Below are 24,799 nucleotides of genomic sequence, written 5' to 3' on the forward strand. Positions count from 1 at the left end.
GCATCCGCACAACGACTCCGGGCCAGGATGGGCGGCGGGGATGACCCGCCGCATTTTCTTGTCCGGTCGGATTGCGAAACGATTGTTTACGAATTCTTGGCCCGCCGCACCTAGGCTCTTCCAGAAGGGAAACCGCCATGGCGTTGAAGGTCGAACTGAAGCCGGGCGAGCGGATCATCATCGGCGATTGCGTCATCACGAACGACAATCAGCGGACCCGCTTGTTCATCGAAGGCGACGCGCCGATCCTCCGCGAAAAAGACGTGCTTCCGCCAAAGACGGCAACGACGGGTGCCAAGCGCATCTATCTTGCCATTCAACTTATGTACCTGGCGCGCAATCACGAGAAATACTGGGTTGAATACCAAATCCTGAAGTCTGAATTCCTGGATGCCGCCCCCTCCGCTCTCCCGATCATTCAGGAGATCGAGAAGGAGATGTTAACCGGGAATCTCTATAAATCTATCAAGGCTGCAAAAGCACTGATCGAATTCGAAGAAGGACTGCTCGATCATGCACAACGCAAGTTCGGTCTACGCGAAGACAGCTCAGAAGACGGCCAGCCCGCGTGAGCTCGAAGCGCAGCTTCTGCTCAAGGCCGCTGCAAAGTTGCAGATGATCGTCGACGGAACGACCACCGATCCCGAACAGGTCCAGGAATCGCTTCGCTACAATCGTCGCCTGTGGACCATCCTGCTCGCCTCCCTGACCGAGCCGACCAATCCGCTGCCGCAGGAGACCCGCCAGAACATGGCCAATCTGGCCCTGTTCCAGGTCAGCCACACGCGCGCCGTCGAACTCGAACCCGACGCCAACGCCGTGCCGATCCTGGTGACCATCAACCGCCGCATCGCCGAGGGCCTGCGCTCGGTGCCGACCGCCATGCCGGAGCGGACCGACATCCCCGCCTGAAATCCTGCCTGCCTGCCTGCCACGCCGGCCGCCCGCTGCGGGCGGGCCGGCTTTCGCGCGGGCGGCGGATGGGTCCGTCGCCGATCTATCCGATCCGGGCGCATGACGGGGCAGCCGGGCGATGAATAACCGGAACCGATGACTCCATCATTTCTTTGAATTGTCCGTCATCGCCCGGTTCGAGACGCGCCTCTGCAGACTTGATATCAATCAAGCCGCTGCAAGAGGGGTTCGTCATGAAGTTCGGCTATGAAATCGGTTCTGCCTCGCTCATCGTCCTGTTGATCACCGGCCCCGCCGGTGCCGAGACCTTGAGACTGGCTCACGAATCCTCATCATCGAGCCTCATTCATCAAGCCGTGACGCTGTTCGCCAACAAGGTCGGCGAGAAAAGCGGCGGCGCGCTCAAGATCCAGATCTTTCCGGACGGCCAGCTCGGCGACGAGGCCGCCATCGTCGACGGGGTCGGCAGCGGCTCGATCGATATCGGGCTCGGCGGCGTGGCCGATCCGATCGACCCGAAGCTGAACGTCGTCACCCTGCCGTTCCTGTTCAAGGATCTGGCGGCCGTGCATGCCTTCCTGGACGGCCCGGTCGGCAAGGAGGTCTTCGCGACCGGCGGCAAGAACGGGTTCCGCATGCTCGGGGCACTCGACTCGGGCTTCCGTCAGTTTGCCTTCAAGAAGGGGCCGATCGCCGGCCCGGGCGACATGCGCGGCGTCAAGGTGCGCGTGCCCGACAATCCGGTTCTGCTCGCGACCATGAAGGCGCTCGGCGCCCTGCCGCAGTCGATCCCCTTCGGCGAAGTCTATACGGCGCTGCAATCCGGCATCGTCGACGGCGTCGAGCCGGAGATGCGCGATTTCGCCGACCAGAAATGGTACGAATCGACCAAATACATGTCGATCGCCAACTATGTCTGGACGCCGAACTACTGGTTCATCAACGCGCGCCGCTACGATGCCCTGAGCGCCAAAGACAAGGCGGCCGTCGATGCCGCCGTGACCGAGACGACCGCCTGGTATCGCGGTCAGCTCGCCGCCACCTATGCCAGCGTCCAGAAGACCCTGGAATCGAAGGGTGTGACCTTCAACACGCCCGACCAGGCACCGTTCCGGACCCTGGTCGGTCCCGTCTATGCACAGTTCGGCAAGGAATGGGGCGACGATCTCGTCGCCAAGGTCCGGGCGGCCGCCAGCGCGAAATAGCCCCGTCGGCCACCGTTGGGCAGCATGATGGCTGACTACCAGGCGCCATCGACGAAGCCCGTCCGGGACGGGGAGGATGCCCATGCGCCCCGCATGGGGGCCTCCCCCGAGCCCTGTCCCCCTGCGACCACGCGGACGCGATGCAACCAAACCCATCCTCGCCCGAGGCCGATCCGGCCGTTCTCCGCCATCTCGGCCAGTGGGTGACGGCGACCGGCGTCATCGCCTTCATGGGCATGACCATGACGACGCTGCTGGGGGCCGCCGCCCGCTATCTGGCCCTGCCCGGCTTCGAATGGACCTTCGAGATCACCGCCATCCTGTTCATCTGGACGAGCTTCTTCGGCGCCGTCCTGGCCGAGATCAAGCGTGAGAATGTCGCGATGACCGTCCTGGTCGATCGCCTCAGCGGCCGGGCCGCCCGCCTGGTCGGCCTCGCCGGGGCCTTCGCGACCCTCTATTTCGCCGGCCATCTCCTGGTCAGCGGCCTGGCCTTCGCGTCCCGCAACGGTCTGTCGCCGACGCCGCTGCTGCGCTGGCCGCGTCTGGTCATGATCCTGCCGCTGATTCTGTTCGCCGCCGGGATCGGGGTGACTGTCCTCGTCCGCATCGTCCAAGATTGGCGCGGGGCCGCTCGCCGATGACCATTCTGATCCTGTTCCTGGCCTTCGCGGTCTGCCTCCTGGGCGGTCTTCCGATCCTCTGGGCGATGGGCATATCCACCATCGCGGCCCTGGCGTTCGGACCGCTCTCCATGCCGCCGGCCTGGCTGGCCCAGCAGATCCTGCGCGGTGCGGATTCCATCTACCTCGCCTCGATCCCGCTGTTTCTGTTCAGCGGCGAGTTGATGAATCGCGGCGGCCTGACCCGTCGGCTGATCGCGGTCGCGGAATTCGTCTTCGGCCGCCTGACGGGCGGGCTCGGCCTCGTCAACGTCGCGACCGCCTTCGTCTATGGCGGCATCAGTGGGTCGTCCACGGCCGATACCAGCGCGGTCGCCAAGCTGATGATCCCGGCCATGGCCAGCCGGGGCTACCCGGCGAGCCATGCGGCCGCGATCACGGCCGCCTCCGGCACGCTCGGCATCATCGTGCCGCCGAGCGTCGTCTTCATCCTCTACGGCGTGCTGACCAACACGTCGATCGGGGGCCTGTTCCTGGCCGGCGTCATTCCGGGCGTGCTGATCGCCCTCGCCTTCATGGCCACGACCTGGTTCATCGCGAAACGACGCGGCTATGGCGAGACGCTGCCGCCCCCCTCGACGGGGCAGTTCCTGCGCGATCTGGTCATGGCGCTGCCGGCGCTGTTCATGCCCGTCTTCATTCTCGGCACGATCCTGTCCGGACTGGCGACCACCACCGAGGCGGCTGCCTTCTCGGTCGTCTACGCCCTGGCCGCCGGCAGTCTCGTCTATCGCGAACTGACCTTCGCCGAGATCGGCAAGGCGATGGTCGAGACCATTTCGGGCACCGGAGCGGTCATGCTGATCGTGGCCGTCGCAACGCCCTTCGCCTGGATCCTGACCGTCGAACAGGCGCCGCAGGCCGCCTCGCTCCTCATCCACCACGCCGATGCCGGCCCGCTCGGCACCGTGGCGCTGGTCGTCCTGTTCCTGCTCTTCATCGGCACGTGGCTGGATCTCGGTCCGGCGATGATCGTGCTCGCCCCGATCCTGACGCCGATCCTGAGAGAGGCCGGGCTCGCCCCGCTGCAGATCGGCGTGCTCTTCACCGTCGCGCTGGGCGTCGGGCTCTACACGCCGCCGGTCGGCACCAATCTCTTCGTCGTCTGCAATATCGGCCGGGTCAGCATCGGCGCGGTCACGCGGGAGCTGGTGCCGTTCTGGATCGCGAGCCTCGTCGTGATCGTCCTGCTGGTTCTGTTCCCCGGCCTCTCCGAATGGCTGCCGGGCCTTTATGGAAGCCGATGATGCAACATCTTGTCGGTGGGATCTCGAGTGCCGGGCGGGCCGTCCCGCCGCTCGGCCCGCAGTCCTTCTATGTCGACCGCGCCCAGGGACCGCATCTGTGGGCCGATGACGGTCGCCGCTATATCGATACCGCGCTCGGCTTCGGCGCCGTCCTGATCGGGCATGCCGATCCGGGCGTCAACGAAGCGGTGCACCAGGCCATGGCACGCGGCTCGATGCCGGCCTTCGCCCACCATGGCGAGGAGACAGCCGCGGCGGCCCTGACGGCCGCCTGCGGTCCGCTCTCCCAGGCGATCTTCCTCAATTCCGGCAGCGAAGCCGTGCATCTGGCCTGCCGGATCGTGCGGGCCGCGACCGGGCGGCCGACCATCGTCAAGATGGCGGCAGGCTTCGACGGCTGGTTCGATCCGATGGCCTTCGGCAATGCCGGCTCCCCGGAGGCGCGCATCGGCAACAGCGCACGCCCGGTCCGCGACGGCGTCGCACTGCTGCGCTTCAACGACCTCGGCGATGCGGAGCGGCTGTTCGCCGAGCGCGACGACATTGCCGCCATCATCTTCGAACCGCTCCTGGCCAATGCCGGCTGCATCGCGGCGGCTCCGGGCTATCTGGAAGCCCTGCAGCAGATGGCGCGCCGGCACGGCATCCTGACGATCGCGGACGAAGTCCTGATGGGCTTCCGGACCCGTTGCGGGCTGGCCAGCCACGGCATGGGGCTGGATCCGGACCTGGCCACGGTCGGCAAGGCGATCGGCAACGGCTTCGCGGTAGCCGCGGTGGTCGGCCGGCCCGACCTGATGGCGGCGGCGGCGGACGGCCGCGCGGTCCGGGCCGGGACCTATTGCGGCAATCCGGTCGCCACCGCCGCCGTCTCGGCCACGCTCGATATCCTGTCGAAGGCCGACTATACGGCCCTCGCCGCGCGCGGCGACCGGCTTCGGGCCGCTCTCTCGACAGCCTTTGCGGCGGAGGGCATCCCGGCGTCGACCGCAGGGCTCGGCATGGTCTTCACGCCGTGGTTCGCGCCCGAACCGCCCGCCACCTACGAGACGGCAGCCGCCCTCGCCCGACAGGCCCTGTCGCTCGACTGGCATTTCGCCCTGCGCCGGGAAGGCGTCATGACCATGCCGCAGGCCTTCGGCCGGATCTATCTGAGCTTCGCGCATGACGAGGCGGTGATCGACGCCATGGTGGAGGCGATCCGGCGCGCGGTACGCACGCTCGCCGGGCACCGGGCGCCGGATCGGTAGCCGACCGACCGGCCGCCCCCACCCTCCGCACGACGCCGCGCGGGCGGCTCAACGGGCCGTCCGCCGCGAAGGCCGGCGCGCATCCGCCACGCCGCCTTCGGCTATCCGATGCCGGCCTCGACGGCGCGCGGCGCAGCCACGGCGCCTTCGCCGAATTCCGCGCGCAGGAAGGCCGCCAGTTTGCGACCGGCGAGGCTGATGCCCGGGGCCGTCATCAGGGCGAGTTCGAGATCCGGCAGCGGCGGCAGCCCATCGGCTTCGGTCAGCACGCGATGCTCGAAGGTCAGCGCCGATTGCGGCAGCGCCGTCACGCCGAAGCCCATCATCACGGCGGACTGCACCGACTGCATGTGCGACGACACCCAGACGATGCGCCAGGGCCGATGGGCCGTCTCCAACGCGCGCAGGATATGCGGCCGGGCCCGGCAATTCTCCGGGAACAGGGCGAGCGGCAGTTCCGCCGCCGTCTCGGGGCGGGCATGCACCGACGCGCACCAGATCTGCTTTTCCCGCTTCAGCAATTCCCCCTGCCGGTCGCCGTCGCGCCGGGTCACGATCGCGAGGTCGATGTCGCCGCGCGCGACCAGCTGCTCCAGGTCCTGGGAGAATTCGCAGACCACCTGGACCGAAATGTCGCGATGGCGCGTGGAGAATTTCTCCATGACGCAGGTGCCGAACAGGCCCAGATAGTCGTCCGGCATGCCGAGACGGACCTGACGACGCTCGCCAAGTCCACCCAGCTCCTCGACGATGCGGCGCTCGATCTCCAGGAGCTCGCGCGCCCGCCCGCACAGGAGATCGCCGGCCGGGGTCAAAGAGACCGTCCGGGCCGTCCGGTTCAGAAGCCTGACGCCGAGCCTGTCCTCCAGCCGCGCCATGGCGGTCGAGACCGCCGCCTGACTCTTGCCGACCCGCTCGCCCGCCTGCGTGAAGCTGCCGGTATCGACGATCGCAAGAAAGGTAGCGAGGGTGTCGAGATCGAAATGCTGCACGGTCTGTCTTCGGCGGCCGTCGATTGAAGGAGGGGGCCGCCGGGTCTCTGCGGAGCCGCATGCGGGCAGTCCCGACGACTGCAAGACGATACCGCCCGGTCACCAGCCGGTCAAACGACCGCTCGGGTCGCCGCCGCCCGACCCCGGCCGGTCCTCACATGTAGTTGGTCAGGCTGAGCTTGTAGAGGATCGAGGTCGCCTGGTAGCTCGCCTGCATGCTGGTCTGCAGGGCCAGCATCTTCACGCCGACCTCGTTCTTGTCGGACTGCTCGATCCCGTCCAGGAAGGTCTGCACGGTGCCGGCCGTCTGGGTGTGGCGTTCGCCGGCCTGCTTGTTGCCCTGCTGGGCGAGCGCGATCTCCATGGCGACCGAGGTCAGCGTCTGGGTACCGGGCGGCGAGGCCAGATTGGCCTTCAGCTTGCTGGCGAGCGAGGATTGCAGCGCCTTCTCGGTGGTGCCGCCGGCGCTCATGTCGACGGCCGCCATCACGGCGAACTGGCGCATGTTCCAGGTGAAGGCCTCCTCGTTGCCGCGCATGCCGTAGGAGATCGACACATTGGTGTCGACCTGGGCCTGGACCTGATTGCGCGGCGAGGCCCCCGGCGCGAGCGCGCCGTTCTCGCCCTTGTACCATTGCATCGTGTTGGCGACCGTCCCATCGACCAGCGCGGTCGCGGTATCGAAGGGCGGGCCGTCGACGCGCTGCGGCGCCTGGCCGCCGAAAGTGTCGAAGAAGTTGCCCGAAGCCGCAACGGCCGAGGCGGCGGTCAGATCGGTGCCGGCCGCGAAGGCGAGCCGGTTGGCCAAGACGCTCTGGAGATTGGCCGCCGTGTCGTCCGGCGTGGCGCCGAGCGCGAACAGGCCCTTGTCGGGTTCGGTCGTCTCGCCGACCTTGACGGTGACGCTGGTCGACGTGCCGTCGGGCATGTCGAGCGTGACGGTAAGGCTCTGGCCGACCGCCGGCTGGCCCGTGAAGGTGACGCTGGTGGTCTGCGGGCTGCCGCTCGGCGCCGCGACCGTCGCATTGGCGAGCGAGGAGGTGACCGCGTTCAGCTTGAAGCCGAACGGATGGCTGCCGTCCTCGGCGAGCGTCACCACGCCGGCGGCCGCGGTCAGGCTGAGCCGGCCGTTGCCGGTGCCGATATCGGCCAGGCGGCGCTCGGCCATGACCTGCTTGAAGCCGGCCTGCGTGCCGAACCCGTCCATGATCCGGTCGATCGTCTCGGCCGGCGGCTTGTCGGTCTGCCGGCCGCCGAACATGTAGCGCCCGGCCGTCTCGGAATTCATCAGGCCGAGAAACTCGTTGAGCGCGTTGTAGGCGTTCTTCTGCTGGCCGGTGACGCCGTCGGACAGGAGGTTGAACTGGTTCGGATCGAAGGCCTTGCGGGTCTCGTCGATCACGTTCTGCATGTGCGTCAGCGTGGTCGATGTCGTCTTCAGGCGGATGTCCATCAACCCGATCGTCTGCTGGAACGCGCCGGTATTCTCCAGCTTGCTGCGCAACGAGACCGCGACCGACCGCTCGGTGCCGAGGCCGCCATAGGTGGTGGCCTTCATGCCGGTGCCGAGCTGCCGGCTCAGATCCTCCATCTGCGAGCGCATGGTCATCAGCTGCGCGACGACCGAGGCGGAATAGCCGGGAGGGCTGGTGAGATTGACCATGGTTCGCCTCAGCTCCTCATCAGCGCATCGAGCATTTCGCGCGCCACCTGCAACACCCGCGCATTGGCCGCGTAGGCGGACTGCAACTGGATCAACCGAGCCATCTCCTGGTCGATATTGACCGAGGAGGACTCCGTCATCCGGGTCTCCAGATTGTTCTGGATCAGGTCCTGACTGTCCTTGGCGGCCTGGGTGTCCGAGACCGTCATGCCCCAATGCGACACGACCGCATTGGCGAAGCCGTCGATGGTCGCCGTGAAGGCCGTCTGCCCGGAGACGACGCCGGTGTCGGGACCGAAGGCGAAGCTGGTATTGGCGAGCCGGCTGAGGAGTTCGTTCGGCCGCGCCGGATCGCCGGCGAGCGTCGCCGGGCTGGTCTGCCACTGCACCAGGCGCGAGGGATCCTGCAGGATGGCGTCGTTGACGGCGATGCGGGCGGAGAAGCCGCGCCGCTGCAGGCCGCCGTCGACACGGTCGGTGAACAGCGTGCCGCCCGTGCCGTCGGTGAACAGCGGAAAGCCGAGATCGCCGTCGGTCGCCGCCGTCGTCGTCACCCGCGCGGTCAGCGACTTGATGTCGATCGTGCCGGCCGCGCCGTCGTCCAGGATCCGAAGCGTCGAGCCGGACGGATTGGACACCGTGTAGGCGCTGCCGAGCGCGGCCTGGATCTGGCTGGCCACGGAGGCCATGCCGCCGGAGAAGTCGATGCCGTGGACCGTGTCGCCGGCCTTGGCGGTGGCGTCGTCGGACAGCGGCAGGCTCGCGGCGCTGTCGACGCGCAGGAAGGTGACGGTCTTGGTCTTGCCGGTCGCGATGTCGAGGGTTTCGAGCGTGATCGGATTGCCCGACTGCAGCGCCGACAGATCGAGATCGAAGCCGGCCTGCGCGCCGGACGTCACCGCCGTGCCGGCGACATCCTTGCCCTGCATGGCGTCGGCCAGCGAGGCGGCGAGCGCGTCCATCTGGTTCTGGGCGGTGACCAGCATCCGGTCGCGCACATCCACATAGGCGGCGAGCTTGCCGGAACGGATCAGGCCGCCGGCGAGGAGGTCGACGCTCGGCGCGCCGTTGGTCTCGACCGTGATGGTGCCGACGCCGCGCAGATTGGCATCGGCGTTCCACAGCGTATCGGGCGACAGCGTGCCCTGCTTGTCGAAACCCAGGGTGATGGCGGAACTGTCGACCAGGGTCAGGCCGGAGCGGGTGAACACCGTCATCTGGCCGGCGCCGTTCTCGCGCGTCTGCACGTCGACCCAGGTGGCGAGTTCCTTGACCGAGAGGTCGCGCGCATCCTCCAGCGAGGCGCAGTCCTGCTTGGCGGCCTTCTGGGCGACGATCTTCTCGTTCAGGGTCTCGATATTCTGCAGCAGCGTGTTGACGCGCCCGACGCCCTCGGCGATCGCCTGTTCGGCCTCGGTGCGCATGTCCTGGATGTCGGCCGAATACTGGTTGAGATTGAGCGCCACGCGCTTGGCCGCGTTGACCGCGTCGATGCGCGCCGTCAGGCTGTCGGGGCTTGCCGAAAGCGCCTGCAGCTTCTCGTTCATGGCGGCGAAGACGCCCGACAGGGAATTCGACGTGCCGGGCGTGCCCATCAGCTGGTCGAGACGCCCGGCGAACCGGTTCTGGACGTCGGCGAAGGTGGTCTGCGGGGTCGCCAGGTTGAGCTGGCGCTGCAGTTCGGTGTCGATCTGCCGCTGAACGGTGCCCCGGAGCCCGATCGTGCCGTTGGTGCCGACATAGTCGGCAACGGTCATCTCGCGCCGGACATAGCCCGGCTGCTGGGCGTGGGCGATGTTGAGCGCGACGGTGTCGGTCTCGCGTTGTGTTGACGCGAGACCGCTGACCGCGATCGACAGGGCCGAACTGATCGCCATGACGCACCTCCTGCTTCACGTGTCCGCGGTCAGCGGACGATGTTGAGCACGTCCTGCATCATGTCGTTGGCGGTGGTGATGATCCGGCTGTTGGCCGAATAGGCCTGCTGGGTGATGATCATCTTGGAGAACTCCTCCGCGATGTCGGTGTTCGACCCTTCCAGCGCCTGACCGGTGATCGAGACCTCGTTCATCTTGACCGGCGACCCGGATTCGCGCGTGACCGAGAAGGCGCCGCCGTCCTCCCGCTTCAGCGCGGAATCGCCGTTGAACTGGTAGAGCGGCACCTCGGCCACGTCGATCTGCTGGCCGTTGGTGTAGTTGGCGGTAATGCGGCCGTTGTCGCCGACGCCGACCGAGATCAGCGAGCCCGACGCATAGCCGTCCTGGTCGGTCAGGGTCACGTCGACATCGCCCTGCGACGAGGCGTATTGGGTCAGCCCGTTGGTCCCGAAATCGAAGGTGATCGACCCCATGCTGTTGCCGTTGATCGACATGTTGGGGATGGTCACTTCGCCGGTGGTCGGCGAGGTCAGCTTGCCGGTCGAATTGAAGACGAAGTCGGTGCCGACATTGGTCCACATCGTCTGGCTGCCGGTGGCCTCGGAATTCGACTGGTAGAACAGGTTCCAGGTCGCCGGGGAGTCGTCCATCTTGGCCCAGCGGAACTGCACGTCGGCCGGCGTGCCGGCGGCGTCGTAGACGGTGGTCGAGCCGCCCTCGCGCGACTGCGACTGGAAGGTCGCGAAGTCGGACGCGATCACGACGCCCGTGCCGGCCGGCACCGCATCCGTGCCGCTCGCCGTCGCCGAGGTGCCGAAGCCCAGATCGGCCGCGACCGTATTGGTGCCGGTCGCGACGATGTTGTCGACCGTGATGCTGGCCGACGATCCGGTCGAGGTCGAGGAGAAGACCAGCTTGCCGGCATCGGCGCCGGTGCCCTGGGCGACCGAGATGCCGGCCGGGAGCTGCGCGGAAATCGCCGTCACGGCCTCGCCGATGCTGATCACGCCGGCGGTGCCGTCGCTCGGACCGAGCGTCACGGTGGTGCCGTTGACGTCGAAGGTGAAGCTGTCGGTGGCGCTGGCCGAAAGGTCGATGTCGGTATAGGCGAGGCTTCCGGTCAGGCTCGGCGCGGTCGCCGGACTGGCGGCATTCAGCGCCGGATTCTGGGTGTAGTCGGTGATGTCCAGCAGCCCCGTGCGCGGTTGCTTCGGCAGGTTGGCGGCATAGTCGATCTTGGTCGAGGCGCGGGCCTCGATCAGGCCGGTGGACAGCTTCATGAGCTGCGCCACGTCGCCGACCGGGTTGCCGGTCCCCGGGTCGATCGGGATGCCCATCAGGTAGCCGCCGGCGCCGTTGACCAGGTAGCCTTCCTTGTCCATCACGAAGTCGCCGCGCCGGGTATAGAGATTGGCGCCCGAGAACTGCGCCTCCCCGTCGCTTTCGCCGACCTTGCGCTGGATCTGGAAATAGCCGTCGCCGGTGATCGCCATATGGGTGTCGATCGAGGAGGCGGAGACCGGCCCCTGCAGCGTGTTGGTCGCGCGCGCCGAGGCCAGCACCGAGCCGGAGCTCTGCCGGCTGGACGACTGCCCCATGCTCATGACGATGTCGGCAAAGGAGGTGTCGACCCGCTTGAAGGCTGTGGTCTGCGAGTTCGAGATGTTGCCGGAGATGTTCTCCAGCGCAAAGGATTGTGCCTGCAGACCGGCAACAGCGGTCGTCATGGCGCCGAAAATACCCATGGGGTGCCCCCTCCAACGCGAGGATCCGGGCATCGACCCGGCTCGAGGTCTCGGAGCACGCCGCGTGCCAGCGCGAAAAACGCGGATTCCTCATTCCAGGCAATGATTTTACCTTCGTTTACCAATCCTTTCGGGCGGCAGTTTCCGCCGGGGCCTGCAGCTTTTGCCGGGCGCGGGGGCCGCTGGCGGGCCGGACCTGCCGGGCAGGTCCCGCGCCGGGCCGCCATTCCAAAGGGCCGGTTTGCCGCAGCGCGGCGATGCATTATCGTCCTGGCCGAATTTCGAGAGGACGGACATGCGCTTCGAAGGCACCAGCGACTATGTGGCGACCGAGGATCTGCGGATCGCCGTCAATGCGGCGATCACCCTGGAGCGCCCGCTCCTGGTCAAGGGCGAGCCGGGCACCGGCAAGACCGTGCTCGCCCGGGAGGTCGCCCGCAGCCTCGGCCTGCCGCTGATCGAATGGCACGTCAAGTCGACCACCAAGGCCCAGCAGGGTCTCTACGAATATGACGCCGTCTCGCGTCTGCGCGACAGCCAGCTCGGCGACGAGCGGGTGCGCGACATCCGCAACTACATCCGCCGCGGCAAGCTGTGGGATTCGTTCGAGGCCGATGTCCGCCCGGTCCTGCTGATCGACGAGATCGACAAGGCCGACATCGAGTTCCCGAACGACCTGCTGCTCGAACTCGATCGGATGGAATTCTACGTCTACGAGACCGGCGAGACGGTCCGGGCGCGGCGGCGGCCGGTGGTGATCATCACCTCCAACAATGAAAAGGAGCTGCCGGACGCCTTCCTGCGCCGCTGCTTCTTCCACTACATCCGCTTTCCCGACGCCGAGACCATGCAGGCGATCGTCGACGTGCATTTCCCCGGCCTGAAGAAGCGCCTGCTCGACGAGGCGTTGCGCATCTTCTTCGAGATCCGCGACGTGCCCGGGCTGAAGAAGAAGCCTTCGACCTCCGAACTGCTCGACTGGATCAAGTTGCTGCTCAACGAGGATATCGACGAGACCACCCTGCGCGAGCGCGATCCGAAGAAGATCATCCCGCCCCTGCACGGCGCCCTGCTCAAGAACGAGCAGGACGTCCACCTGTTCGAACGCCTCGCCTTCATCGCCCGCCGCGACGGCCGCTGACCGGCCCCGCCCTCCGGGTCGCCGCGCGAAGGCCCCTACCGACCGCGCGGCCGCCCCCCGTTCGGCACACAAAGCCCGGCCTCCCGGCCGCATCCCCGGACAAGGCCCGAAGGGCCGCCGATCCGGGGGCCACTCGCATCGCAGCGGGCGTTGAGATCGTAAATCAAATCAGAGTCTTGCGCACATCGCCGGCAGAGTAGGTCCCGGCTCTCCGCTATCGCTCCGGCCGGGAATGTTGATGTGGATGGCTCCCTCCTGCGGCATCTGAGTGCCAGAGTGTGTCTTGCAACGGACACGATGGATAGGAGCCATCCATGAGCGAGATTATCAGAATTGGGGTCGACTTGGCCAAGCTGGTTTTCCAGATGCACGGTGTCGACGCGGCGGATCGGGCGCTGCTGCGGCGGCAGGTGAAGCGGGCGCAGTTCATCGGGTTCCTGGCGCAGCTGCCGCCATGCCTGGTGGTGATGGAGGCCTGCGGTTCGGCTCACCACTGGGCACGCCGGATCGCGGCGCTCGGTCACGAGGTCCGACTGGTGCCGGCGGCCTATGTGAGCCCTACGTCAAGCGCAACAAGAACGACGCCATCGACGCGGAGGCGATCTGCGAGGCGGGCGGGCGGGCGAGCATGCGCTTCGTTCCGGTCAAGTCGGCCGAGGCCCAGGCGGTCGGGATGCTGCACGGCACGCGCCAGCTGATGGTGAAGATGCGGACGATGCAGGTCAACGCCTTGCGCGGTCATCTCGCCGAGTTCGGGCTGATCGCGGCCAAGGGGATCGAGAAGCTGCCGGTTCTGGCGGCGCTGGTGGAGGAGACGCCGGCCGATGCGCTGCCGGAGATCGCGCGCTCGAGCCTGCGGGCGCTGCTCGGCGGCATCCACCGGCTGGACGAGGAGATCGCCGGCCTGGAGGCGGAGCTGAAGGCCTGGCATCGCGGCAACGAGGTCAGCCGGCGGCTGGCGGAGATCCCCGGCATCGGGCTGATGACTGCGACCGCGCTGGCCGTCAGGGTCGTCGATCCCGGCCTGTTCCGCAACGGCCGCGACCTCGCCGCCTGGGTGGGACTGACGCCGCGCCAGGATTCGACCGGCGGCAGGACCCGGCTCGGCAGGATCACCAAGGCAGGCGACGCGCTCCTGCGCCGGCTCCTGATGCTCGGCGCGACCTCGCTCATCAGAAGCCTGAAGACATCGGACAGCGCCCTGGGGCGCTGGGTCCGAGCGCTGCTGGCGCGCCGCCCGCCGAAGGTGGTCGCGATCGCGCTCGCCAACAAGCTGGCGCGCATCGCCTGGGTGGTGATGGCGCGGGGTGAGCCCTTCGACCCCCGGCGCCTGGAGGCGGCGGCCGGGGCAGCCTGACACGAACCGGCCGCCACGCAGACCCGACCCGCAAGGGGCGGCAACGATTGGCGAGGGTGAACCGAAGAGGTGAAAGCACGCGGTCGACCCGCAATCCGGAAAACCCGCCGCACGCATCGCTCCTTCGAGAGCATGGGAATGTTCGGGACCGGATCAGCGGACTTCATCTGGGCCGTGGTCCCAAGGACCACAACGTCAAGGCCGTACACATGCCTGCACCCGACCAACCTGCGCAAACCTCGAAAATACACCTTGCCAAACGGCAGCCATCCACACATGCGCTGCGAGATGGCGCATCCACTCCCGGATCTGCGGACGCGCTCCGATCTCTTCCACTCACGCGCCCCCGGATCTCTCCCGCGGACGTCCCCGATCTCTCGGTCGCATCCCCGGACAAGGCCCGAAGGGCCGCCGATCCGGGGCCCACTCGCATCCCAGCGGGCTTGAATATCGCAATTCGAATCAAAGCCTTGCGGCACATCTCCAGCAGAGTAGGTCCCGGCTCTCCGCTCGCGCTCCGGCCGGGAATGCGGCCCTTACGGGGCACCGTTCCGGTGGGTAGGGAGTGGGCGCCAGGCGAAGGAGCGCTAGACGCTGGCCTCCCTGCCTCATTCTCGCAACGCATCCCCGGACAAGGCCCGCACGCGCCGCCGATCCGGGGCCTACTCGCATCGAAACGGCGCAGAATTCCATCCTCAAACAGGACCTTGTGGAAAACCGCAAGCAGAGTGGGCCCCGGCTCTCCGCTGACGCTCCGGCCGGGGATGCGCGGAAAGATCGTACGGACACGCTGATTTTGGTTGTAATGATTTCAAGCGCAATCAAAATTGTCGCCATCTCAATTGAACTCAGCCAATTTCCTGTGCCTCACTTCGATCTCGGATTTCCGTATGTCCGCCTGGGTCTACATCCTTGCCAGCCGGAAGCAGGGCACGCTCTATGTTGGAGCGACAACCGATCTCGCAGGCCGCATGTGGGAACACCAGGAACGCATCAACAAGGGATTTACCGAGCGCTACGGCGTGACCCGATTGGTTTGGGTCTCCGAGTTCGGCACCATTTCGGAAGCCCTTGAATTCGAGTACAGAATCAAGCGCTGGCGCCGCGCCTGGAAAATCCAGATGATAGAAAAGGAAAATCCGGATTGGCATGATTTGTCCGCCAATCTTCTTTAGCGCTCTGGCTTGTTGCACCGCCTCGAGTCAATCAGACAATAACGACAAGCATATCTTATATTAACGCTGCTTCCGGAACGTACGAAGAACCATCTCGATCTCCCGGCCGCATCCCCGGACAAGGCCCGAAGGGCCGCCGATCCGGGGCCTATTCACTTCGCAACTTGCCGCGACGTTCACAGAAAGCGTGTTATCTATCAATGCGTTGCAAGCAGAGTAGGTCCCGGCTCTCCGCTGGCGCTCCGGCCGGGAATGCGCCGGACGAGACCCAGCGTCACGGCATCCGAGAACGGACCCTATCCGCAGGTGCCGAGGGCTTCGGCGGCGGGCTTGCCGGCGAGATCGGGGCGGAAGTCGTAGCCCTGGATCAGGGGCGTGTAGTCCGGCGTCTGTTCGGTCTTGATCCAGGTGTCGAGCAGGAGCGGGCCGTCCGGCAGGCGGTCGGAGAGGAGGCAGCCGGCGGCCGTGATGGTCAGGTTGCCGGCCCAGGCGCCGGGTTCACGCCCGTTGCGGGTCGCCACCGTCTCGCGGAAGGCGCGCAGGCGTTCGATCTCCTTGGGCGGCAGGCGGAACAGGTGCAGCGCCGAACCGGCGCGGGCGCGCGGGGTGCGGCCGAGGCCGTCGGCGGTTGCCGGGATCGCCTCGAGCGCGAGTGAAAGGGAAATCTTGTCCGCGCCGCCGATGCGGGCATGGACCACGTCCAGGCGGACGCCCTCGGGCTTGGGGGCGATGGCGGCCGGCGCGGCGACGGCGGCGCGCAGGCGGACCGGATCGGCGGTCAGGGGATCGAAATCCCTCATGGCCATCAGCCCCGAGGGGGCCATCTGGGCGCAGGCAGTCGCGACGAGGGAAACGGCGAAGAGCGCCGCGCCCATCCGATAAGCAGTCATGTTTTTAACTCCAGGATTGACTTTTTTATGTTTTACGTAAATTTCTTATCGCGTCAATCCATGGAGCGAAACATGACGGCCACACTTCGCGTTCCCATCCCGGCAACCGCAGCCGAGCGGGCGCTGCGCGCCCGGATCGGCGGCATCTGCCGTTCGTTGCGCATCGCCGCCCTCGCCTATCCGGTCTGGGAACTGGCTCTGATCGCCTGGCACTGGAGCGACCGGGACGGCGTGCTGCGCACCTACGCGGCGGCGCTGAAGGTCCCGATCGCCGATATCGCTCTTTGGCAGCGCGGCACGGCGTTCGCCTTCCATCTGGCGGTCTGGCTGCTCGTCGCCCGCGCCTGCCTGGAGCTCTACCGGCTGTTCGGCGGCTTCCTGGTCGGGGAGGTGTTCAGTCTGGAAGCGGCCGCGCGTCTGCGTCGGACGGCCATCTTCGGCCTCGCCGCGGTCGTGGCCGGGATCGTGATCCGTCCGATCCTGACCATCCTGGTCACGCTCGGGAATCCGCCCGGGCAACGCGCCGTCGGCATCCTGTTCTCACCTCAGGACCTGCTCAACGTCATGTTCCTGGTCGGCTTCCTGGCGCTCGCCCAGGTGTTCCGCGCCGCCGCCGAGCTTGCCGCCGAAAACGCCGAATTCGTCTGAGGTCCGCCATGCCGATCATCGTGAATCTCGACGTGATGCTCGCCCGCAGGAAGGTCAGATCCAGGGAACTGGCGACCGAGATCGGGATCAGCGAGGCCAATCTGTCGCTTCTGAAATCCGGCAAGGTGAAGGGCGTCCGCTTCGGCACGCTCGCGCGCATCTGCGCCGCGCTCGACTGCCAGCCCGGCGATCTGCTCGAGTATCGCCCCGGCGGCGAGGACGACGACGCCGACGAGGGCCCCTGACGGCGGCGTCCCCGCGTCAGCGGATGCGCCGCCAGACCTGGCTGCGGCCGAACAGCGGCGTGCCGACATAGCCGCGCAGGGTCAGGGAATGGCCGTCCGGCGACAGCGTCATGGTGCCCTGATAGGTGTTGCCGTCCTCCGGATCGAGCACCGTGCCGCCCGTATAGGTGTTGCCGTCGCGCCGGAAGCCGCGCATGAAGGTCATCCCGACGATCGGCTGGTTCTTGAGCCGGCCCGGGCACTTGTCGCAAATCGGGTGGCTGGATTCGCCGGGGTCGGGATAGACCCGCTGGACATGGCCGGAGAAGACGCCGCCATGCTCGACGATGCGGACGTGACTGCGGATCTTGCCGGTCTTGTCGTCGGCCTGCGCCCAGTCGCCCGCCGCCGTCTCCATGGCGCGGGCGCCGGCCAGGGTCGACAGGCCGGCCGCCACCGCGACCCCGGCCAGCCATGCGATGCGAACTGCGATCATGCCATTCCCCCCGTAGAGCCGGCCCACCGGACGCCGGCCCGCCGGACGCCGGACCGCGCCCCTGCCGAATCCGAACCGCCGGCTTTTTCATCCTTGCGCCGCCGATTGTGCCGGGCCGCGCTCGTGCGGAAAAGACCGGACGGCCGCTTCCGCAGCGAAATGCGGCCGGCGTTGCAGACCGGACCCGCGCCGTTCCAAATGGTGGAAAACCCGGCATCACGATACCGGCTGCGGCGAATTCCCGATGGCCTCGGCGGGGGCCGGCGTGATATCCGCCGCGGCGTGAGGCCCGCAAGGCCGACGGGCCGTCGAGAGCCGAGGGATAGGACCCGATGCCGCGTCTCATGCTGCTCCGCCACGCCAAGTCCTCCTGGGACGACGACCGTGCGGAGGATTTCGAGCGGCCGCTCAACACCCGCGGCCGCCGGGCGGCGCCGCTGATGGGCCGCCACATGGCGACGCATCAATTGCAGCCGCAGCGCATCGTCTGTTCGTCCGCCCGCCGCACGCGCGAGACGCTGGCCGGCCTGCTGCCCTATCTCGGCGAGGACATGGAACTGCGCCTGACGCGCGACCTCTACGAGACCTCCGAAGACCGCTATCTGGATGTGCTGCGCGCCCAGGGCGGCGCATCGCGCAATCTCCTGCTGATCGGCCACAATCCTGCCCTGCAGGACCTCGCCCTGACCCTGATCGGCCAGGGCAATCCGTCGCTGACCGACGACATCCGCGAGAAATTCCCGACCGCAGCCCTGGCGGTGATCGATTTCGAGGCCCGGCGCTGGGTCGACGTGGAGCCGAAGACCGGCCGGATCGTCGCCTTCTTCCGGCCGCGCGAACTGGCCATGGTCGACACGAACGCCGAGGACGACGACGAATAGGCGGCGGGCGCCGCACTGCCCAATGGCACGCCGCCCGCCCGCGCCGGCCCGTCTCCTGGGCCGCCCGCTGGCGTGCCGCGGCGACCGATTCGGACCCGCCCTCATTGCGCCGGCCGGGCGGCAGCCTACATGGGGGGCGGAGGACGCATGCGGCTGACCAGCATCACCGACGAGGCGCGCATCGCGCTCGCCAATCTGACCGATTTCGCCAGCGGGATGATCGCCCCCTCGGTGCGCCTCGGCGTGACGGGGCTGTCGCGCGCCGGCAAGACGGTGTTCATCACCGCGCTGGTCCACAACCTGGTCCATGGCGGCCGCCTGCCGCTGTTCTCGGCCGCGAAATCCGGCCGGCTGGCCGGCGCCCATCTGGAACCCCAGCCCGACGACGCCGTGCCGCGCTTCGATTTCGAGGCCCATGTCGAACGCATGGTCGCCGAACGCGTCTGGCCGGACTCCACCCGGCGCATTTCCGAACTGCGCGTGACCATCGACTACGAATCGGCGAGCCACTGGAACCGCCGCCTCGGCCGCGGCCAGCTGCATCTCGATATCGTCGACTATCCGGGCGAATGGCTGCTCGACCTGCCGCTCCTCGCCCGCGACTATGCCCGCTGGAGCGCGGAGGCGGTCGCGCTCGCCCGCCTGCCGGCGCGTGCCGGGATCGCCGGCCCCTTCCTGGCCGCCCTCGACGGCCTCGATCCGGACGGCGCCGAGGACGAGACCGTCGCCCGCCGGCTGGCCGCGCTGTTCACCAACTATCTGCGCGCCGCCCGCGCCGACGCCCATGCCCTCTCCACCCTGCCGCCCGGCCGCTTCCTGATGCCCGGCGATCTCGACGGCTCGCCCGCCCTCACCTTCGCGCCGCTCGATGTCGCGCCCGACCGCGCCGCCCTGCCGAAATCGCTCGCCGCCATGATGGAGCGCCGCTACGACGCCTATCGCGACATCGTCGTCCGCCCCTTCTTCCGCGATCATTTCGCCCGGCTCGACCGGCAGGTCGTGCTGGTCGATGCCCTGCAGGCGCTCAATGCCGGGCCGGCGGCGGTGGAGGACCTGCGCCACGCGCTCGGCGACATCCTGGAGGCCTTCCGGCCCGGCCGCGCCTCCTGGCTGTCCTCGATCCTGACCCGGCGGATCGACCGCATCCTGTTTGCCGCCACCAAGGCCGACCACCTGCACCGGTCCAGCCACGACCGGCTGGAGGCGATCCTGCGCCGCCTGGTCGGCAGCGCCATGGAGCGTGCCGCCTTCGCGGGCGCCGCCGTCGACGTGGTCGCGCTCGCCGCCGTGCGCGCGACCCGGGAGGCGACCGTGACGCGCGACGGCGAGCGCCTGCCGGCGATCCTCGGCGTGCCGGCCGCCGGCGAGACGATCGGCGACACCGTCTTCGACGGCACCGCCGAGGCCGCGATCTTCCCCGGCGACCTGCCGGCCGATCCGGACGTCCTGTTCCGCCAGGTCGCGGCCGGCGCCGCCGCGGGCGGCGACCCCGCCGCCACCGCCTCGCTCGCGCCCGACGTCTCCTTCGTCCGCTTCCGGCCGCCCCGCCTGGAGCGCACCGCCGAAGGCATGACCCTGTCGCTGCCGCATATCCGGCTCGATCGCGTGCTCGAATTCCTGATCGGAGACCGCCTGACATGAGCGACCGGCCGCGCCGCCCCCAGGCCTTCCGCGTCGGCCCCGGCGGGATCGAGGTCGATCCGCCGGCCGGACCGGGACAGGCCGGATCCGCCGCCGCCGACCGGCGCCGGGCCGTGATCGAGATCGACGAACCGCCGGAGGCGGAGGTCGACCAGGCGCTGGCGCGCGAGGCCCGCGTGCCGGCAAGCGGGCGCGGCCCGCGCTTCGCACGGCTCCTCGTCGGCGCGCTTGGCGGCCTGATCACCCTGGCGATCGGGCTCTGGGTCGACCAGTTGGTGCGCGATCTCTTCGCCCGCGCCGACTGGCTCGGCTGGCTCGCGCTCGGCCTCGCCGGGCTGGCCGTCTTCGCGCTCGCCGCCATCCTCGCGCGCGAGATCTCCGGCCTGATGCGGCTCGCCCGGATCGACCGCCTGCGCCAGGCCGTCGAGACGGCCAGCCGCGCCGACGACGAGGCCGCCGCCCGCCGCCTCGCGGCCGAGATCGCCGGGCTCTATGCCGGCCGTCCCGAGACCGCACGCGGGCGCGCCGCGCTCGCCGCCCACATGCGCGAGGTGGTCGAAGGCCGCGATCTCCTGCTCCTGACCGAACGCGAGATCCTCGCCCCCCTCGATGCCGCCGCCCAGCGCCTCGTCTCGGAGGCCGCGCAGCGCGTCTCGGTGGTCACCGCGATCAGCCCCAAGGCGCTGGTCGACGTGGCCTTCGTCCTCTACGAGAATGTCCGCCTGATCCGCCGCCTGTCCGATCTCTATGGCGGACGGCCCGGCACCCTCGGCTTCGTCGGCCGCGTCCTGTCCCATCTCGGCGTCACCGGCTCGATGGCGATCGGCGACACGCTGGTGCAGCAGGTGGTCGGCCAGGGGCTCGCCGCCAAGCTCTCCGCCCGGCTCGGCGAGGGCATCGTCAACGGCGTCCTGACCGCCCGGATCGGCCTCGCCGCCCTCGATCTGGTCCGCCCGATGCCGCATGAGGGACTGCCCAAGCCGCGGCTCGCCGAGATCCTGCGCGACCTGACCCGCCGCCCCGGCGGCGGCGACACGGCGGCGGGGTAGCGTCCGGGCGGATCGCCTCTACCGGCGGTCCGCTTTCCCTTGCGTATCGCCCCGGCTCCGGCCAAGCTCCGGTCCGGGTGCCGACCGGAGTTCCGCCATGAAAATCTCCCGCATGCCGACGGCCGCCGTCCTCGGCGTGACGTCGGGCGCCCTCTCGTTCCTGACGATCAAATACTATCCGGACGTTTTCACGCTGGCCTCCATCGTCCCCGGCGCCGAAAAGGGCATGTCGCTGGTGCCGGGCGTCATTTTCGGGGTGGCGGTGGCGCTGTCGATGGTGGTCACCGGCGCGGCCGGGCGGTTGCCGGCGCTCGCCGGCACGGTGCTGATCGTGCTCGCCGCCTGGGGGGCGGCCTATCATGCCTCGGTGCTGGTCGTGCCGACGGTCGAGAAACTGGTGCCGGCGGCGCTGGAAAAGGGCAACCGGGACCTGCTGACCATGACGCTGGCGATGAATGTCGGCAACCTGATCGGCGGCATCGCCACCATGGTGGCAGCCGGCCTGGCCGCCGGACGCCGCGTGCCGGGCTCGACCGTGCTGCTGGCGCTGATCGCCGGCTCGTTGTCGGTCTTCGCCGCGCTCTACGGCGCCCGCGACAGCAAGGACGGCGAGAACCTGGCGATCCTGTTCATTCTCTGGCAGACCGCGATGCTGTCCGTGGTCCATGCCAGCTTCATGCGCCTCGACGACGAGGCCGCCCGCGCCGCCCGCGGCGGCCGCCCGGCGCGCCCCTGATCGGCGCCGGCCAGGCCCGGTCCGCGCTCCGGCTCCCCTCCCCTCGCGACGGCGCGGCCGGTCCGCCGGCACCGCCCGCCCCGCTCGGGAACGGCGCGCGACCGGCAACGGACCGCTATCGGCGTGATTGACCTTGCTCAAGGCCGTCCCGCGCCTTTCGTCTACCATGGCGCGCAACGAAACCATGGGAGTGGGTCATGTTCAGGAAGATTCTGGTGCCGGTCGATCCGGGCGAGACGGACTTCGCCGTCCATGCCATCGAGACCGCGGTCGGCCTGGCCCGCCAGTCCGGCGGCGAGGTGCGGCTACTCGCCGTGACTCCGGTCGTCGGCGGTTACGTCACCGAGTTCCTGCCGCCGGATTTCGAGGATCAGCTTGAGAGCCAGACCCGCGACAAGCTGGGCGCCCTGATCCAGGCGAGCGGCCAGCCGGCCAGCCACGCCTCGGTGACCACCCGGATCGGCAGCGTCTATCACGAGGTCGTCGACGAGGCCGCCGAGTGGAAGGCCGACCTGATCGTGGTCTCCTCGCACCGCCCCTCGATGGCCACCTATCTGATCGGCTCCAATGCCGCCAAGATCGTGCGCCACGCGCCCTGCTCGGTGATGGTGGTGCGCGACTGATACCAACGGCCCGGATGCTGACGCGCCGGGCCGTTGAAGGAACGCGAATGTCTCATCGGCGTCAGAGGCATGAGAAATCCGCGGATCGAAGACCGACGATCATTCCATGACCGTCGGTATGACCGGGCCGCGGCGCGCGGCCGGCCCAACGACGCCCCGACGGGGACGAATGGTCGTTCGAGATAGGCCCAGGGCATCATCCGCTCCGAAGAGACCGGATGATGCCCGCCCTATTTTTGTTTGCGCAGGCTTTTCCCGATCGGAGCGCGGCGCCCCGATCGGGCCATGCTTCAGCGGGCCAATTCCTTGACGGCCCGGTCGAGCCCTTCGAGCGTCAGCGGGAACATCCGGTCGCCCATCAGCTGCCGGATCATCTGGATCGAATGCGTATACTGCCAGTGCTTTTCCGGCACCGGATTGATCCAGATGGTCTTCGGATAGACCTGCGCCACGCGCGACAGCCAGGCTGCGCCCGCTTCCTCGTTCCAATGCTCGACCGAGCCGCCCGGATAGGTGATCTCGTAGGGGCTCATCGAAGCGTCGCCGACGAAGACGATCTTGTAGTCGTGCGGGTATTTGTGCAGCACGTCGAAGGTCGCAATCCGCTCGGTCTGCCGCCGCTTGTTGCTCTTCCAGACATATTCGTACAGGCAGTTGTGGAAGTAGAAGTATTCAAGCGTCTTGAATTCGGAGCGCACCGCCGAGAACAGCTCCTCGCAGATGCGCACGTGATCGTCCATCGAGCCGCCGATATCGAAGAAGACCAGCAGCTTGACGGCATTGCGCCGCTCGGGGCGCATCTGGATGTCGAGATAGCCGTGATGGGCGGTCGACTGGATGGTGCCGTCGAGGTCGAGCTCGTCGGCCGCGCCGGTGCGGGCGAATTTCCGCAGCCGCTTCAGCGCCACCTTGATGTTGCGCGTGCCGAGTTCGACCGAATCGTCGAGATCCTTGAACTCGCGCTTGTCCCAGACCTTGACGGCGCGACGGTTGCGGCTGCGGTCCTGGCCGATGCGGATGCCTTCGGGATTGTAGCCATAGGCGCCGAAGGGCGAGGTTCCGGCCGTGCCGATCCATTTCGACCCGCCCTGGTGCCGCCCCTTCTGCTCCTCAAGGCGCTTCTTCAGCGTCTCCATCAGCTTGTCCCAGCCGCCCAGCGCCTCGATCTGCCGCTTCTCCTCCTCGGTCAGCGACTTCTCGGCCAGCCTGCGCAGCCATTCCTCGGGGATGTCGGCCGACAGCGTCTCGGCCATCAGGTCCAGCCCCTTGAAGACATGGCCGAAGACCCGGTCGAACTTGTCGAGGTTCTTCTCGTCCTTCACCAGGGTGGCGCGGGCAAGATAATAGAAGTCCTCGACCCGGCTCTCCGCCAGATCGCGCTCCATGCCCTCCATCAGCAGCAGATACTCGCGCAGCGAAACCGGGATCCCGGCTCCCTTCAACTCCGCGAAGAACTTGACGAACATCCGCACGCTCCTTTCGGCCGCCCCCCCGGGCCGGGCGTCGGACCCTGGACCCCGCCGGCATCCCGATCCGGCCCGACCGCGTCCCCTTGCCGTCGCCGGACCGCGACCGCCACCCGATCCACCACCAGGCTACCGCGTCCCCGCGACGTCGAGAAGGCCCCGCCCCCCGCCACGACCGATCCTCAGATTCCTTCCCGGTCTCCCCCATGGAGGGAAGAAGTTGTAACGCTTTGATGAATATTGGAAAATCGACCCGTGCGATCTCGCGGCTCCTTCGCCTTCAGAGGGCGAAGGGGATAACACGTTGAGGGATATGGGATATCGGCCCGTCCGATCTCGCGGCTCCTTCGCCTTCGCCCCCTGAAGGGGGGAGAAGGTCGCCGAAGGCGGGATGAGGGGGTGGATATGGAAACACCCTCGAAATCAGCGGTCTCTGCGATCCGATCCCGGTCCGGGAGATCGACCGGCGCCGCGCGATCGACCCCCTTGTATCTGTCGCCTGTTCCCCGGGGTGGCGCTTGAGGGGATTGCGCGAGGATCGGTTGCAACCGATCCTCGCGCGCGGCGTCCGGCTCCCGATACCCCTCAGGCTGCAACCGTGGATGAGCACAGGGACCGGCGCCATCGTCACGCACGACCGTACAGTCGCAGGATCGACAGTCGCACGCACAAGGCAGGTTACCGTGATGAAGATCATCTGTGGAGTCGATGTCTCCGCTTCCCATCTGGATGCGCGTGTCGGAATGACCGGCGCATTCGCTCGCTTCGACCGGACCGCGACCGGCATCGGCGAACTCGGCGACTTCTGTCGCCGGCACGGCGTCGACCTGGTCGTGTTCGAGGCCACCGGCGGATACGAGAAGCTGCCCTTCTGCCTTCTCTGGCAGCAGGG

General features: G+C 67.9%; 22 protein-coding genes and 1 pseudogene. 16 read left to right on the forward strand and 7 right to left on the reverse strand.

The window, feature by feature from the left end; all coding sequences use genetic code 11:
* Positions 1–137 precede the first annotated feature (137 nt).
* From flbT to ABB55_RS05435, 6 genes are all read left to right on the forward strand, one after another.
* Positions 138–572, forward strand: coding sequence for a flagellar biosynthesis repressor FlbT (gene flbT / locus ABB55_RS05410; protein WP_054357898.1), 435 nt, complete (start codon positions 138–140; stop codon positions 570–572).
* A complete protein-coding gene (gene flaF, locus ABB55_RS05415) occupies positions 514–912 on the forward strand; it encodes a flagellar biosynthesis regulator FlaF (protein ID WP_054357899.1) in 399 nt (132 codons plus the stop codon). Before flbT ends, flaF begins: the two co-directional genes overlap by 59 nt.
* A 236-nt stretch (positions 913–1,148) precedes the next feature.
* Positions 1,149–2,120 (forward strand): TRAP transporter substrate-binding protein, encoded by a 972-nt coding sequence (locus tag ABB55_RS05420; protein WP_054357900.1) that lies wholly within the window; start codon positions 1,149–1,151, stop codon positions 2,118–2,120.
* A 140-nt stretch (positions 2,121–2,260) separates the two neighbouring features.
* On the forward strand, positions 2,261–2,764 hold the full coding sequence (locus tag ABB55_RS05425) for a TRAP transporter small permease (RefSeq protein WP_054357901.1): 504 nt from the start codon (positions 2,261–2,263) through the stop codon (positions 2,762–2,764).
* Complete coding sequence (locus ABB55_RS05430; RefSeq protein ID WP_054361859.1) at positions 2,761–4,050, forward strand: TRAP transporter large permease; 1,290 nt, start codon at positions 2,761–2,763, stop codon at positions 4,048–4,050. Before ABB55_RS05425 ends, ABB55_RS05430 begins: the two co-directional genes overlap by 4 nt.
* Positions 4,047–5,300 carry an aspartate aminotransferase family protein gene (locus ABB55_RS05435; RefSeq protein WP_244471973.1) on the forward strand — a complete coding sequence of 418 codons (1,254 nt, stop codon included), beginning with the start codon at positions 4,047–4,049 and terminating at the stop codon, positions 5,298–5,300. The genes ABB55_RS05430 and ABB55_RS05435 overlap by 4 nt, the downstream gene beginning before the upstream one ends.
* A gap of 101 nt (positions 5,301–5,401) precedes the next feature.
* Here the strand turns inward: ABB55_RS05435 and ABB55_RS05440 are convergent, their stop codons facing one another.
* From ABB55_RS05440 to ABB55_RS05455, 4 genes are all read right to left on the reverse strand, one after another.
* Positions 5,402–6,292 carry a LysR family transcriptional regulator gene (locus ABB55_RS05440; RefSeq protein ID WP_054357903.1) on the reverse strand — a complete coding sequence of 297 codons (891 nt, stop codon included), beginning with the start codon at positions 6,290–6,292 and terminating at the stop codon, positions 5,402–5,404.
* A gap of 154 nt (positions 6,293–6,446) precedes the next feature.
* On the reverse strand, positions 6,447–7,955 hold the full coding sequence (locus ABB55_RS05445) for a hypothetical protein (RefSeq protein WP_054357904.1): 1,509 nt from the start codon (positions 7,953–7,955) through the stop codon (positions 6,447–6,449).
* 8 nt (positions 7,956–7,963) lie between these two features.
* Complete coding sequence (gene flgK, locus ABB55_RS05450; protein ID WP_054357905.1) at positions 7,964–9,832, reverse strand: flagellar hook-associated protein FlgK; 1,869 nt, start codon at positions 9,830–9,832, stop codon at positions 7,964–7,966.
* 29 nt (positions 9,833–9,861) lie between these two features.
* Positions 9,862–11,580 carry a flagellar hook protein FlgE gene (locus ABB55_RS05455; RefSeq protein WP_054357906.1) on the reverse strand — a complete coding sequence of 573 codons (1,719 nt, stop codon included), beginning with the start codon at positions 11,578–11,580 and terminating at the stop codon, positions 9,862–9,864.
* 295 nt (positions 11,581–11,875) lie between these two features.
* Between ABB55_RS05455 and ABB55_RS05460 the strand changes: the two genes are divergently transcribed.
* The 3 genes and pseudogenes from ABB55_RS05460 to ABB55_RS05470 all read left to right on the forward strand — a co-directional run bounded on the left by ABB55_RS05460 (position 11,876) and on the right by ABB55_RS05470 (position 15,253).
* Entirely contained in the window at positions 11,876–12,721 is an 846-nt protein-coding gene (locus ABB55_RS05460) for an AAA family ATPase (protein WP_054357907.1), read from the forward strand.
* A 314-nt stretch (positions 12,722–13,035) separates the two neighbouring features.
* A pseudogene (locus ABB55_RS05465) lies at positions 13,036–14,078 on the forward strand (IS110 family RNA-guided transposase).
* A gap of 890 nt (positions 14,079–14,968) precedes the next feature.
* Positions 14,969–15,253: a GIY-YIG nuclease family protein gene (locus tag ABB55_RS05470; protein WP_054357908.1), complete on the forward strand. Its 285-nt coding sequence runs from the start codon at positions 14,969–14,971 to the stop codon at positions 15,251–15,253.
* 296 nt (positions 15,254–15,549) lie between these two features.
* Here ABB55_RS05470 and ABB55_RS05475 read toward each other — a convergent pair whose 3' ends face one another.
* Positions 15,550–16,143: a hypothetical protein gene (locus tag ABB55_RS05475; protein WP_152981930.1), complete on the reverse strand. Its 594-nt coding sequence runs from the start codon at positions 16,141–16,143 to the stop codon at positions 15,550–15,552.
* A gap of 72 nt (positions 16,144–16,215) precedes the next feature.
* Here ABB55_RS05475 and ABB55_RS05480 point away from each other — a divergent pair, with 72 nt between their 5' ends.
* Both ABB55_RS05480 and ABB55_RS05485 read left to right on the forward strand, forming a co-directional pair.
* Positions 16,216–16,791, forward strand: coding sequence for a hypothetical protein (locus ABB55_RS05480; protein WP_054357910.1), 576 nt, complete (start codon positions 16,216–16,218; stop codon positions 16,789–16,791).
* Positions 16,792–16,799: 8 nt separating this feature from the next.
* Positions 16,800–17,036, forward strand: coding sequence for a helix-turn-helix domain-containing protein (locus tag ABB55_RS05485; protein ID WP_054357911.1), 237 nt, complete (start codon positions 16,800–16,802; stop codon positions 17,034–17,036).
* Positions 17,037–17,052: 16 nt separating this feature from the next.
* Here ABB55_RS05485 and ABB55_RS05490 read toward each other — a convergent pair whose 3' ends face one another.
* Positions 17,053–17,511, reverse strand: a complete 459-nt coding sequence (locus ABB55_RS05490; RefSeq protein WP_054357912.1) for a DUF2147 domain-containing protein — start codon at positions 17,509–17,511, stop codon at positions 17,053–17,055.
* A 332-nt stretch (positions 17,512–17,843) separates the two neighbouring features.
* Between ABB55_RS05490 and ABB55_RS05495 the strand changes: the two genes are divergently transcribed.
* The 5 genes from ABB55_RS05495 (at position 17,844) to ABB55_RS05515 (ending at position 22,441) form a co-directional block, all read left to right on the forward strand.
* Positions 17,844–18,392, forward strand: a complete 549-nt coding sequence (locus ABB55_RS05495) for a SixA phosphatase family protein (protein ID WP_054357913.1) — start codon at positions 17,844–17,846, stop codon at positions 18,390–18,392.
* 147 nt (positions 18,393–18,539) lie between these two features.
* Positions 18,540–20,033 carry a YcjX family GTP-binding protein gene (locus ABB55_RS05500; protein WP_054357914.1) on the forward strand — a complete coding sequence of 498 codons (1,494 nt, stop codon included), beginning with the start codon at positions 18,540–18,542 and terminating at the stop codon, positions 20,031–20,033.
* Complete coding sequence (locus ABB55_RS05505; RefSeq protein ID WP_054357915.1) at positions 20,030–21,082, forward strand: YcjF family protein; 1,053 nt, start codon at positions 20,030–20,032, stop codon at positions 21,080–21,082. Before ABB55_RS05500 ends, ABB55_RS05505 begins: the two co-directional genes overlap by 4 nt.
* Positions 21,083–21,179: 97 nt before the next feature.
* Positions 21,180–21,818, forward strand: a complete 639-nt coding sequence (locus ABB55_RS05510; protein ID WP_054357916.1) for a hypothetical protein — start codon at positions 21,180–21,182, stop codon at positions 21,816–21,818.
* A 197-nt stretch (positions 21,819–22,015) separates the two neighbouring features.
* Positions 22,016–22,441, forward strand: coding sequence for a universal stress protein (locus ABB55_RS05515; protein WP_054357917.1), 426 nt, complete (start codon positions 22,016–22,018; stop codon positions 22,439–22,441).
* Positions 22,442–22,731: 290 nt separating this feature from the next.
* Here ABB55_RS05515 and ABB55_RS05520 read toward each other — a convergent pair whose 3' ends face one another.
* Positions 22,732–23,907: a vWA domain-containing protein gene (locus tag ABB55_RS05520; RefSeq protein WP_054357918.1), complete on the reverse strand. Its 1,176-nt coding sequence runs from the start codon at positions 23,905–23,907 to the stop codon at positions 22,732–22,734.
* Between the last annotated feature and the right edge of the window lie 892 nt (positions 23,908–24,799).

It is taken from the genome of Prosthecodimorpha hirschii (assembly GCF_001305515.1).
GTDB classification, from domain to species: domain Bacteria; phylum Pseudomonadota; class Alphaproteobacteria; order Rhizobiales; family Ancalomicrobiaceae; genus Prosthecodimorpha; species Prosthecodimorpha hirschii.

Excerpts from the sequence above, each read along its gene's own strand:
- ABB55_RS05475 (WP_152981930.1), bottom strand. The coding sequence starts at position 16,143 with ATGACTGCTTATCGGATGGGCGCGGCGCTCTTCGCCGTTTCCCTCGTC.
- ABB55_RS05520 (WP_054357918.1), bottom strand. The coding sequence starts at position 23,907 with ATGTTCGTCAAGTTCTTCGCGGAGTTGAAGGGAGCCGGGATCCCGGTT.
- ABB55_RS05510 (WP_054357916.1), top strand. The coding sequence starts at position 21,180 with ATGAAAATCTCCCGCATGCCGACGGCCGCCGTCCTCGGCGTGACGTCG.
- ABB55_RS05505 (WP_054357915.1), top strand. The coding sequence starts at position 20,030 with ATGAGCGACCGGCCGCGCCGCCCCCAGGCCTTCCGCGTCGGCCCCGGC.
- ABB55_RS05515 (WP_054357917.1), top strand. The coding sequence starts at position 22,016 with ATGTTCAGGAAGATTCTGGTGCCGGTCGATCCGGGCGAGACGGACTTC.
- ABB55_RS05435 (WP_244471973.1), top strand. The coding sequence starts at position 4,047 with ATGATGCAACATCTTGTCGGTGGGATCTCGAGTGCCGGGCGGGCCGTC.
- ABB55_RS05485 (WP_054357911.1), top strand. The coding sequence starts at position 16,800 with ATGCCGATCATCGTGAATCTCGACGTGATGCTCGCCCGCAGGAAGGTC.
- flbT (WP_054357898.1), top strand. The coding sequence starts at position 138 with ATGGCGTTGAAGGTCGAACTGAAGCCGGGCGAGCGGATCATCATCGGC.
- ABB55_RS05470 (WP_054357908.1), top strand. The coding sequence starts at position 14,969 with ATGTCCGCCTGGGTCTACATCCTTGCCAGCCGGAAGCAGGGCACGCTC.
- ABB55_RS05490 (WP_054357912.1), bottom strand. The coding sequence starts at position 17,511 with ATGATCGCAGTTCGCATCGCATGGCTGGCCGGGGTCGCGGTGGCGGCC.
- ABB55_RS05495 (WP_054357913.1), top strand. The coding sequence starts at position 17,844 with ATGCCGCGTCTCATGCTGCTCCGCCACGCCAAGTCCTCCTGGGACGAC.
- flaF (WP_054357899.1), top strand. The coding sequence starts at position 514 with ATGCACAACGCAAGTTCGGTCTACGCGAAGACAGCTCAGAAGACGGCC.
- ABB55_RS05425 (WP_054357901.1), top strand. The coding sequence starts at position 2,261 with ATGCAACCAAACCCATCCTCGCCCGAGGCCGATCCGGCCGTTCTCCGC.
- ABB55_RS05500 (WP_054357914.1), top strand. The coding sequence starts at position 18,540 with ATGCGGCTGACCAGCATCACCGACGAGGCGCGCATCGCGCTCGCCAAT.
- ABB55_RS05445 (WP_054357904.1), bottom strand. The coding sequence starts at position 7,955 with ATGGTCAATCTCACCAGCCCTCCCGGCTATTCCGCCTCGGTCGTCGCG.
- flgK (WP_054357905.1), bottom strand. The coding sequence starts at position 9,832 with ATGGCGATCAGTTCGGCCCTGTCGATCGCGGTCAGCGGTCTCGCGTCA.
- ABB55_RS05480 (WP_054357910.1), top strand. The coding sequence starts at position 16,216 with ATGACGGCCACACTTCGCGTTCCCATCCCGGCAACCGCAGCCGAGCGG.
- ABB55_RS05420 (WP_054357900.1), top strand. The coding sequence starts at position 1,149 with ATGAAGTTCGGCTATGAAATCGGTTCTGCCTCGCTCATCGTCCTGTTG.
- ABB55_RS05430 (WP_054361859.1), top strand. The coding sequence starts at position 2,761 with ATGACCATTCTGATCCTGTTCCTGGCCTTCGCGGTCTGCCTCCTGGGC.
- ABB55_RS05455 (WP_054357906.1), bottom strand. The coding sequence starts at position 11,580 with ATGGGTATTTTCGGCGCCATGACGACCGCTGTTGCCGGTCTGCAGGCA.
- ABB55_RS05460 (WP_054357907.1), top strand. The coding sequence starts at position 11,876 with ATGCGCTTCGAAGGCACCAGCGACTATGTGGCGACCGAGGATCTGCGG.